This is a genomic window from Streptomyces lycii (assembly GCF_009735685.1).
In the GTDB taxonomy this organism is placed as follows: Bacteria; Actinomycetota; Actinomycetes; order Streptomycetales; family Streptomycetaceae; genus Streptomyces; species Streptomyces lycii.
Genome location: NZ_WHPN01000360.1, coordinates 1 through 9,700, shown reverse-complemented (window position 1 = coordinate 9,700; position 9,700 = coordinate 1). Strand labels below are relative to the sequence as shown.

Annotated in this window: 8 protein-coding genes and 1 tRNA gene; 4 read left to right on the top strand and 5 right to left on the bottom strand. The window is 71.0% G+C overall.

All coding sequences use genetic code 11. The annotated features are described in order from the left end of the window. The 3 genes from GCU69_RS24180 to GCU69_RS24170 form a co-directional block, all read right to left on the bottom strand. Positions 1-845: C45 family autoproteolytic acyltransferase/hydolase (locus GCU69_RS24180; protein ID WP_156207171.1), on the bottom strand; the 845-nt coding region annotated here is incomplete at its 3' end. A 277-nt stretch (positions 846-1,122) separates the two neighbouring features. Then, positions 1,123-1,197 (bottom strand) — tRNA-Cys (locus GCU69_RS24175). Positions 1,198-1,359: 162 nt separating this feature from the next. Continuing rightward, positions 1,360-2,238 carry an alpha/beta fold hydrolase gene (locus GCU69_RS24170; RefSeq protein WP_156207170.1) on the bottom strand — a complete coding sequence of 293 codons (879 nt, stop codon included), beginning with the start codon at positions 2,236-2,238 and terminating at the stop codon, positions 1,360-1,362. 430 nt (positions 2,239-2,668) lie between these two features. Between GCU69_RS24170 and GCU69_RS24165 the strand changes: the two genes are divergently transcribed. Continuing rightward, the gene (locus GCU69_RS24165) at positions 2,669-2,902 is read left to right on the top strand and encodes a hypothetical protein (RefSeq protein WP_156207169.1); all 234 of its coding nucleotides are present in this window, start codon (positions 2,669-2,671) and stop codon (positions 2,900-2,902) included. 1,164 nt (positions 2,903-4,066) lie between these two features. Here GCU69_RS24165 and GCU69_RS24155 read toward each other — a convergent pair. After that, complete coding sequence (locus tag GCU69_RS24155) at positions 4,067-4,450, bottom strand: VOC family protein (RefSeq protein ID WP_156207168.1); 384 nt, start codon at positions 4,448-4,450, stop codon at positions 4,067-4,069. 173 nt (positions 4,451-4,623) lie between these two features. Here GCU69_RS24155 and GCU69_RS24150 point away from each other — a divergent pair, with 173 nt between their 5' ends. The 3 genes from GCU69_RS24150 (at position 4,624) to GCU69_RS24140 (ending at position 8,569) form a co-directional block, all read left to right on the top strand. Beyond that, positions 4,624-6,240: an MFS transporter gene (locus GCU69_RS24150; RefSeq protein WP_098752116.1), complete on the top strand. Its 1,617-nt coding sequence runs from the start codon at positions 4,624-4,626 to the stop codon at positions 6,238-6,240. A gap of 276 nt (positions 6,241-6,516) precedes the next feature. Beyond that, positions 6,517-6,678 carry a hypothetical protein gene (locus GCU69_RS24145; protein ID WP_156207167.1) on the top strand — a complete coding sequence of 54 codons (162 nt, stop codon included), beginning with the start codon at positions 6,517-6,519 and terminating at the stop codon, positions 6,676-6,678. 103 nt (positions 6,679-6,781) lie between these two features. After that, the gene (locus GCU69_RS24140) at positions 6,782-8,569 is read left to right on the top strand and encodes a DEAD/DEAH box helicase (RefSeq protein ID WP_098752115.1); all 1,788 of its coding nucleotides are present in this window, start codon (positions 6,782-6,784) and stop codon (positions 8,567-8,569) included. On the opposite strand, the gene GCU69_RS24135 is transcribed toward GCU69_RS24140, so the two are convergent. Further along, positions 8,532-9,700 (bottom strand): PP2C family protein-serine/threonine phosphatase (locus tag GCU69_RS24135; protein ID WP_156207166.1); only part of this gene is annotated, 1,169 nt, incomplete at its 5' end. The genes GCU69_RS24140 and GCU69_RS24135 overlap by 38 nt on opposite strands.

Here is a 9,700-nt window from a genome sequence, read left to right as displayed (position 1 = left end):
TCGGCGGGCCGGTAGTGGGCTGTGTAGAGCGTTCTCGACCCCTGCTCGTCGACGGGTCGGTACAGCGGCGGCTTCAGCATCGCCGCCACGTCCGCACCCGCGGCGCGAATGGCGCGCAGCCGCTCCTGAGTCCGCAGGGCCCGCTCCTGCTCGTCGGTCACCGGCAGGTGCTGGTGGTTGGCGGCGCAGGCATCCGGGGCCACCGTCGGCGGCATGTCCGGTCCCACGAACACCGTCACCGCCTTCACGGCGTCGACGAGGGTGAGGTTCTGCGGGACGGCGACCGGCAGGGACCGCAGCCTGGCGACCGCCTCGTCGACGGTGTCGCACGTCTCCAGCAGGTAGCGCACCACGACGAGAATGGCGAAGCCGCGTCCGTGGGCGGAACGTCCGCCCCAGGTGAGCGAGACCGCGAGACCGGCGTCGTTCATCCCGTCCAGCAAGCCCCACAGCATGTCCTGCATCCCGATCACGGGGCGCAGGAGGCAGGAGGAGACGATGACCCCCTCGCACTGGTCGGGCCGTAGGTCATAGTTGCGCAGCAGGGTGCCGTTCTGGCCGATCTGGGTGCAGGCCGGGGAGAACGGCCGCAGTGCCGCGTGGGTGAGGAAGACCTCGGCCCCGGGCCGGTCGAGTTGGACGGCCAAGTGCTCCAGAACCGGCGCCATTTCCGGCATGTGCGCACGGAACAGCGCCCGGAAACGATCCGCGCCCTCCGGAGTGCGGCCCTCCTCGGTCAGCAGGGCCTCCATCTCCTGCCACAGAGGCCGGGCGTAGGCGGCCCACCGCCCGTCGCCGCCGTCACCGACCTCGATCGCCTGGAAGGTCTTGTGCTGTTGCCGCACGGCTGCCACTCACCTTGTGGGGATCGGACGAAGAGAGGGCAACCTAACCAATTGGACGGGTATTCGCCAGGTGGCCGCCGTCGGCGGCGAGGCGCTAAATGTGCTGAAGCGGCTGAAGCGGCTGAACGCGAGCGCGGCCGGTGCCAGGCAGGCGGCCGGGTCACGCGTCGGAGAAGCGCCGGGGGTCGGGAACACGGGCTCCGGACACATGGCTCCGGGACCTCCGGACACGTGTAGTCCCCGGTCCGCCTGAGCGGCGGACCGGGGTTCCGCTGCGTGGAGGCCGTGGCGGGAATCGAACCCGCGTAACTCGCTTTGCAGGCGAGCCCCTCAACCACTCGGGCACACGGCCGTGTGCTCCTGTGCCGACGACGGTATGCGGGCCGGGGCACGACACCAAGGGCTCCGGAACGGCTGCCACACGACTGTCATGCGGCGTTCACAGCGGACGGAGCCGACGGAGTCGACGGAGCCGACGGGAGCCGACCGTCACGGCAGGCACGGGCGACTGCCGTCACGGCTGCCGCAGGAAGTCCTCCACCACCTCGCGCAGCGCGGCCGGCTCGTCCACCCACGGATAGTGGCCCGCACCCTTCAGCGTCCGGACGACCGGTTCCGGTGACGCGGACGGGAAGGAGGCGGCGACCACCTCGCCCGCCCGGATCCCCGTCAGCGCGTCCAGTTCGCCGGTGACCACCAGGAGCGGGCAGCGCACTTCCCGCAGCCGCGCGAGCAGCGCCTGCCGGGCCGCTTCGTCCACGCCCTGCCAGAAGCCCGCGCGCGGCACCGGGTTGAGCTGGTCGCCCTCGGTGGCGGCATGGGCCCGCTGCGGCTCCTCCCAGCGTCCGTACGCCATCGGCGCGGCCCGGAGAAGCAGTTGGCGCACCTCCTCCAGGTCGGAGACGGTGGCGAGCCGGTCCATGGCGGCCACCGCGTCCGGCCACCACGGTTCGTGGCGCCGCTCGGCGAAGATCTCCCGGGCGTCGTCGGGAAGTTCGCCCTGGAGCCGGGAGCCCGGGCAGAGCAGCACCAGCCGGCTGAGCCGGTCGCCGTGCGCGGCGGCGTACGCCTGTGCTGTCGCGGCCGCCGCGTCGTGCGCGAGCAGCGCGAACCGCTCCAGGCCCAGGTGGGCGCGCAGCGCCTCGACGTCCTCGGCGGTGCGCGGAAAGGCGTAGTCGGAAGGGGGCGTCGCGGAGGGGGAGTCGCCGGTGCCCCGGGCATCGGGAATCACGAGGGGCCGGTGCGCGTTCAAACCGCCGAGATCCCCGAGATACGCGGCGTCCCGGGCCGGCCCGCCCGCGAGGCACACCAGCGGCGGGGCGGCGGAGCCGTCGCGTGCGGGCAGAACCCGGTAGGCGAGTTCGGCGTCGTCGTACGAGCGGAAATACGGCATGCCTTGATCGTGCCCGCTGCACGGCGTTCCAGCCTCCGGCATCCGCTCCCCGGCGCTGTACCGCGCTCCCCGACTCGGAGCCCGGTTGTCCGTATGCCGGTCGCTGGAGCTTGTCCACGTGCAACGTGCTCAGGTCCGTCCCGATCTCGCAGCTCCGCAGCACGATCGATCGGCATGAGAGTCAGCAATTCGGGCTTCATTGGCTTGTTGCAGCCGCTGCTGGACGAGACCGCCCGGGTCGTGAGTCGGTGACCAGCACTGTTCGGCTCCGCTCGACCACTTGCCGTCCCTGGCGCCGTCCTACCCGACGCCAGGACGACGCCAGGAGGTCGTTGGCCGCTGATAGCTTGGTTCGCCGGTGTGACCGAACGGTCATGCTCTGTGATGACGTGCTGCTCGGCTGAGTCGGGCGTCGGCAGAAGAGGGTTTCATGAGCGACCTGTATATCGATATGGACATGCTGGACCGAGTGCAATGCAATATCAAGCGTATTTCGGAGCTGATGAAGAAACCCGGCCGAGAAATGAAAAAAGTTGATGGAAGCTCCATGGGGGCAGCGAAACTGGCGGAGCGTATGGACGAGTTCGGCGACGAGTGGTCATACGGAATCGAGCGCCTCGGTAAATTCTCGCAGTCCGACCTTCATGGACTCGACGTGTTATAGAATTCGAAAACTCGGCATCGCCTGCCGTGATTGTGTTCACTGCACTCTCCCTGTCTCTCTCCGTCTACGGCCTTTTTCTGCTTTGTGTATTTCTTGGGCTGACGATGGAGGATTGGCTCACGTATATCGTTTTCGGTGCGGCAGCCGCTCTTGCGTATGCCACACTGCGCCGGGTCACGGAGTTCGGTCGGCGAGTTGTTCTCGTGCTCTTGAACGTCTTTTCGGCAATCGCATTGCTTGTGGGATTTTGGGGTTTCAGTGACAACATCATCATGGCGGATCGCGGTGTTTGGACCGATGTTGTCGTCGTGGACAAAGAGGTCAATGTCCGGTCGAAGGTCGAATCGTGCGAGATCGCCCGATCGGACGGTACGTCACTGCATGGGAAGGTGTCGTGTGCGGAATGGGAAGAAGGTGCCAGGCTGAGAGTGCTCATCGACCCCCTGGGGAGAGTGTCACCGTCACATCTCCCTCCAGATATGGCCAGGATGTATCGGATAACGGGTATTGCCGCCGGGGTGCATGTGTTCAGCACTGTCCTGGCCGCCGTCTCAGGCATTCGGCGGCGCACTCGCCAGGCGGCATCATCACCGCATTTCCCGCCCTCCACTCGCCCCCCGTACCCGCCGCCTCCCCCTCCGCCGGCCGTCGGAAGCTGACTTATGGGTGATGTCGGGACGGTTCACGAACCATCGGGTGCGGCCCGCGAAGACGGGCCGGTGTCAATGGCCGGTACAAGCAGACAGCACAGCATCGGCGCCCGGCTCAACCGGGCATGCACTGCTGAGCCGGGCGCCGATATCCGCTCGCACTGCACCGGGCCGGGCCTGCCACGCGTCCGCCCCGACCGCGTGCGGGCCGGCGAGGCGTACGCCTCCCCTGAGAACCGGGCCTGCCTGCGCCGCCGGGGAATCCGCTGCGCCATCCCGGGTCAGGCCGAACAAGCCCGCAACCGCAAGAAGCTTGGTTCCCGCAGCGGCCGTCCGCCGAATTTCGGCCCGGAGGATCACAAGGCCCGCCACGTGGTCGAGTGTGGCACCAATCGCCTCAAGGCACCGCGCCGTGGCCACAAGGTACGACAAGCTCGCGGTCCGCCACGAGGCGACCATCGACGAGTGGCTGTGACAGCGGTCCTGCGAAACCGGCCAGGACGGCGCGTGGGTGTCAGGAACCCATCGCGGCACGTTCGGACTCGCTGCGAAGAACGCAGAATTCGTTGCCTTCGGGGTCAGCAAGGACTGCCCAGCCGGAGCCATCGGGATTCCGGTGATCGGTGATGAGGGTGGCACCGAGGCCCAGCAGCCGTTCCACCTCCTGCTCTCGCGAGGTCTCAGGGCGCAAACACAGATGGATTCGGTTCTTGGTCTTCTTGGACTCGGGCACCTGGTTGAAGTACAACACCGGGCCCTCCGCCAGGAGTACCTGAGTCTCCCGGTCACCCGGTTTGTCCTCGGGATGCAGTGAACAGCCAGTCACTCTGCTCCAGAACCGGGCCAACTCATAGGCATCTTCACAGTCAATCGCCACGTTCTGCACTACCGAAACCATGAGCGCGAGCCTTCCTCACTTCCGCTCCAGCCGCCACCGAGTCGCGCTCAGCCTTCGCGCACACAGCTCAGGCGCACGGCAGCACTTTCGATACACGGCCTAGGACCGAAGCCCGAGGCGACCCCGGTCCTGCGACAGGGGCGTATGTCCGTGGTGCCCCTTACGCTGACGCCATGACCGAGCCGACCACCCGCGACACCACCGCCGTCGCCGCAGCCCCGGAAGACCCCTCGGCACCACTGCTTCCGGCGGCCCCGGGCGATCCCGGAGCCGCCGCGCCCGCAGCCGCCGCCCCGGCGTCCGGCGGGCCCGGGGCGGGGAAGCCCCCGGCCGCCCGGGGCGGGAGCGGGACCGGGGTCGGCGGGGACGGCCGGCCGGCGGCGGACAGCATCTGGCGGCGGCCGTTCCGGGGGCTCACGCTCGGGATCATCTCCGTCGTCTCGCTGATCGCCTTCGAGGCCAGCGCGGTCAACACCGCCATGCCCATCGCCGCCCAGGCCCTCGACGGCATCCCGCTCTACGCGTACGCCTTCTCCGGCTATTTCACCGCCAGCCTCTTCGCGATGGCCCTGTCCGGCGAGTGGTGCGACCGGAAGGGCCCGCTCATCCCGCTGTTCAGCGGGATCGCCGCGTTCGGCACCGGACTGGTGATCTCCGGTTCCGCGCAGGACATGTGGACCTTCGTCGGTGGCCGGGCCGTGCAGGGCACCGGCGGCGGGCTGGTGATCGTCGCGCTGTACGTCGTCGTGGGCCGGGCCTATCCGGAGCGGCTGCGGCCGGCCGTCATGGCGTCCTTCTCCGCCGCCTGGGTGCTGCCCGTCATCGTCGGCCCGCTGGTGGCCGGGACGGTCACCGAAGGGCTCGGCTGGCGCTGGGTGTTCCTCGCGATACCCGTGCTCGTGCTGCTGCCGCTGGCCGTGATGCTTCCCGCGCTCCGCAAGCTGCCGGACGGCGGCGGCCGCACGGCCGTGATGAACCGCCGCCGGATCCTGCTCGCGCTCGCGGTGGCCGTCGGTGCGGGCCTCCTCCAGTACGCCGGACAGGATCTGACCGCGGTGGCGCTGCTCCCGGCCGCCGCCGGTGCCGCGCTGCTGGTGCCGGCCGTGCTGCGGCTGCTGCCCCGCGGGACGTTCCGCTCGGCGCGCGGGCTGCCGTCGGTGATCCTGCTGCGCGGTGTCGCGGCTGGCTCCTTCCTGGGCGCGGAGACGTTCGTGCCGCTGATGCTGGTCACCGAGCGCGGGCTGTCGGCGACGCTGGCCGGGCTGTCGCTCACGGCGGGCGGGCTGACCTGGGCGGCGGGCTCGTACGTGCAGAGCCGCGAGCGGCTGGAGCCGTACCGGGAGCGGCTGATCCAGCTGGGCATGGTGCTGATGGCCGCGGCCATCGCGGGCCCGGCCCTGGCGCTCCTCGACGGGCTGCCCTCCTGGGCGCCGTGGACGGTCGTCGCGGTGTCCTGGGCGGTCGGCGGCTTCGGCATGGGGCTGACGATCTCCAGCGCCAGCGTGCTGCTGCTGCGGCTCTCCCCGCCCGAGGACGCGGGCTCCAACTCGGCCTCGCTCCAGGTCTCCGACGCGCTGGGCAACATCACCCTGGTCGGGCTGAGCGGCATCCTGTTCGTCGCGGCGGGTGGCGGTTCGGTGGCGGCGGGAGCGCACGCGGCGGTGTCGGCCGGCGCCCCGGCGAGCCGCCCGGCCGCGTTCACGGCCGTCTATCTGACGATGGCGGCCGTCGCCCTGGTGGGCGCCTGGATCGCGGGCCGGCTGCGGCCCTCCGCGCGGGCCGAGGGCTGACGGACCGGCCGGGGAACGCCGCTTCCGCACGCGGGAAGCGCTGCTTCCGTACCCAGACAGCGCTGCCTTCGTACCCGGGGAGCGCTGTTTCCGCACGCAGCCGAGCGCTGTTTCCGTACGCAGCGGAGCCTCGCGCCGGTGGCGCTGTGTCCGCACCCGGGGAGGGCGCGCGGCGGACGGCCCGGACGGGCACGGCCGTCTTCCCGGACCTCCTCGACGGCCCGGACATGGCAGACGTCGGCCAGGGCGGCGCACGAAGCAGCGTACGAGCACCTCATGGGCGCTGCCGCGTACGAGCACCTCATGGGCGTTGCCGCGTACGAGCACGTCATGGGGGCTGCCGGGTACGAGCACGTCATGGGCGCTGCCGCCGGCGGACCGGGCGGCGCCGAGGACTTCGCGCGCCGCCGTCCGCGCCCGCCGCGCACCGCGGTGTGAGCCGCGTCCCATCCGGGGCGGACCCGTGGCGGGGCCGGGGAGCGCCGCAGCGGGTCCCGATAGGCTGACGCGGTTGTCGTTCCCGAGCCAGCCAGCGGAGACCGTGACTACCTCCACCACCTCCCATCACCTGTCGCCCGCCTTCCCCGGCCGGGCCCCCTGGGGTACGGCGAACAAGCTGCGTGCCTGGCAGCAGGCGGCAATGGACCGGTACATCCAGACCCAGCCGCGGGACTTCCTCGCCGTGGCCACGCCGGGCGCCGGCAAGACGACGTTCGCGCTGACGCTCGCCTCCTGGCTGCTGCACCACCATGTCGTGCAGCAGGTGACCGTCGTCGCGCCGACCGAGCACCTGAAGAAGCAGTGGGCGGAGGCGGCCGCCCGGGTCGGGATCAAGCTGGACCCGGAGTATTCAGCCGGTCCGCTCGGCCGGGAGTACCACGGCATCGCGATCACCTACGCGGGCGTCGGCGTCCGCCCGATGCTGCACCGCAACCGGGTCGAGCAGCGCAAGACCCTCGTGATCCTCGACGAGATCCACCACGCCGGTGACTCCAAGTCCTGGGGTGAGGCCTGCCTGGAGGCGTTCGAGCCCGCGACCCGGCGGCTGGCGCTCACCGGCACCCCGTTCCGCTCCGACACCAACCCGATCCCCTTCGTCGCGTACGAGGAGGGCAACGACGGAATCCGCCGTTCCGCCGCCGACTACACGTACGGCTACGGCAACGCGCTCGCCGACGGCGTCGTCCGCCCGGTGATCTTCCTGTCGTACAGCGGCAGCATGCGCTGGCGCACCAAGGCCGGTGACGAGATCGAGGCGCGGCTCGGCGAGCCGATGACGAAGGACGCCGTCTCGCAGGCGTGGCGCACCGCGCTCGACCCGCGCGGCGACTGGATGCCGAACGTCCTCAAGGCCGCCGACCAGCGGCTCACCGAGGTGCGGAAGGCGATCCCGGACGCGGGCGGGCTGGTGATCGCCGCCGACCAGGACTCGGCCCGCTCGTACGCCAAGCTGATCCGGGAGATCACCGGCAGCGCGGCGACGGTCGTGCTCTCCGACGACACGGGCGCCTCGGAGCGGATCGACGAGTTCAGCCACTCCGAGGACCGCTGGATGGTCGCCGTCCGCATGGTCTCGGAGGGCGTCGACGTGCCGCGGCTGGCGGTCGGGGTGTACGCGACGACCATCTCCACACCGCTGTTCTTCGCCCAGGCCGTCGGCCGCTTCGTCCGCTCCCGGCGGCGCGGCGAGACCGCGTCGGTGTTCCTGCCGACCATCCCCGACCTGCTCGGCTTCGCGAACGAGATGGAGGTCGAGCGCGACCACGTGCTCGACAAGCCGAAGAAGGACGGGGAGGAGGACCCGTTCGCCGAGGAGCAGAAGCTGCTCGACGAGGCGGAGAGGGAACAGGACGAGGACACCGGCGAGGACGACCAGCTGCCGTTCGAGGCGCTGGAGTCCGACGCCGTGTTCGACCGGGTGCTGTACGACGGCGCCGAGTTCGGCATGCAGGCGCACCCGGGCAGCGAGGAGGAGCAGGACTACCTCGGCATCCCCGGGCTGCTGGAGCCGGACCAGGTGCAGATGCTGCTCCAGAAGCGGCAGGCCCGGCAGATCGCGCACAGCCGGAAGAAGCCGGCCGAGGAGGCCGATCTGCTCGAACTCCCGGCGGAGCGGCGGCCGGTCGTCACCCACAAGGAGCTGCTGGAGCTGCGGAAGCAGCTGAACAGCCTCGTCGGCGCCTACGTCCACCAGAGCGGCAAGCCGCACGGGGTGATCCACACCGAGCTGCGGCGGGTGTGCGGTGGCCCGCCGAGCGCGGAGGCGACGGCGGGTCAGCTCCGCGAGCGCATCAAGAAGGTGCAGGAGTGGGCGACCCGGATGCGCTGACGGCCGGGACCCGCGGCGGCACGCCCAGCGCGAGCACCGCGGCGTCGTCGTCCAGTCCCTCGCCGAACCCGGTCAGCAGGTCCGACACCGCCGCGACGACGGCGGCCGGGCGGGCGGGTGCGAGAGCGGCGGCGAAGGCGTGCAGGGCCTCCTCGCCGTAGCGGCCGCCAAAGTCGTCGGTGCGGGCCTCGGTGAGTCCGTCGGTGTAGAGCAGCAGGGTGTCGCCGGGGGCCAGCCGGGCGCGGGCGGTGGCGAACTCCGCGTCCTCCGCGACGCCGACGAGCATCCCGCCGGGCGTGAAGCGGTACGTCGCGGTGGAGTCGGCGTGCAGCAGCAGGGCCGGCGGGTGCCCGCCGCCGGCGAGGGTCAGGGCGACGCCGTCGCCGTCCGGTGCGAGTTCGCCGTAGACCACCGTGCAGAAGCGTGGCTGGCCGCCCGGGTGGTCCTGGTGCAGCACGGCGGTGTTGAGGGTGCGGAGCACGCCGGTCAGGTCGGGCGCGGTCTCCGCGGCGGCCCGCAGCGTGTAGCGGATCAGTGAGGTGACGGTCGCGGCCTCCGGGCCCTTGCCGGAGACGTCACCGAGGAAGAACCCCCACCGGTCGCCGCGGAGCGGGAACAGGTCGTAGAAGTCGCCCCCCACCCGGTCGGGGGAGGCGATGCGGTAGTGGGCGGCGGCCTCGACCCCGGGCACCTGCGGCAGCGCCGGCGGGAGCAGGCTGCGCTGCAGGGTGGTGACCAGTTTCTGGAGCCGGTCGCGCTCCTCGTCGGCCTGCCGGCGGGCGCGCAGCAGCTCCCGCTCGTAGGAGCGGCGGTCGTGGGCGTCGAAGACGGTGGTGCGGACGACGGCGGGCCGCCCGTCCTTGCCGTGCCGGAGCACGGAGGTCACCAGGACCGGCAGCCGGCCGCCGTCGGCCCGTCTCAGCTCCAGCGCGATGCCGCCGATCTCGCCCTGCATGCGCAGCAGCGGCGCGAAGTGGGTCTCGTGGTAGAGCTTGCCGCCGACGGTGAGCAGATCGGTGAAGCGACGGCGTCCGACCAGCTCGGCGCGGGTGTGGTCGAGCCAGTGCAGCAGGGTGCCGTTGATCTTGATGATGGTGCCGTCCGGGCGGGTGGAGAGGAAGCCGCACGGAG

Excerpts from the sequence above, each read along its gene's own strand:
- GCU69_RS24165 (WP_156207169.1), top strand. The coding sequence starts at position 2,669 with ATGAGCGACCTGTATATCGATATGGACATGCTGGACCGAGTGCAATGC.
- GCU69_RS24155 (WP_156207168.1), bottom strand. The coding sequence starts at position 4,450 with ATGGTTTCGGTAGTGCAGAACGTGGCGATTGACTGTGAAGATGCCTAT.
- GCU69_RS24150 (WP_098752116.1), top strand. The coding sequence starts at position 4,624 with ATGACCGAGCCGACCACCCGCGACACCACCGCCGTCGCCGCAGCCCCG.
- GCU69_RS24145 (WP_156207167.1), top strand. The coding sequence starts at position 6,517 with ATGGGCGCTGCCGCGTACGAGCACCTCATGGGCGTTGCCGCGTACGAG.
- GCU69_RS24170 (WP_156207170.1), bottom strand. The coding sequence starts at position 2,238 with ATGCCGTATTTCCGCTCGTACGACGACGCCGAACTCGCCTACCGGGTT.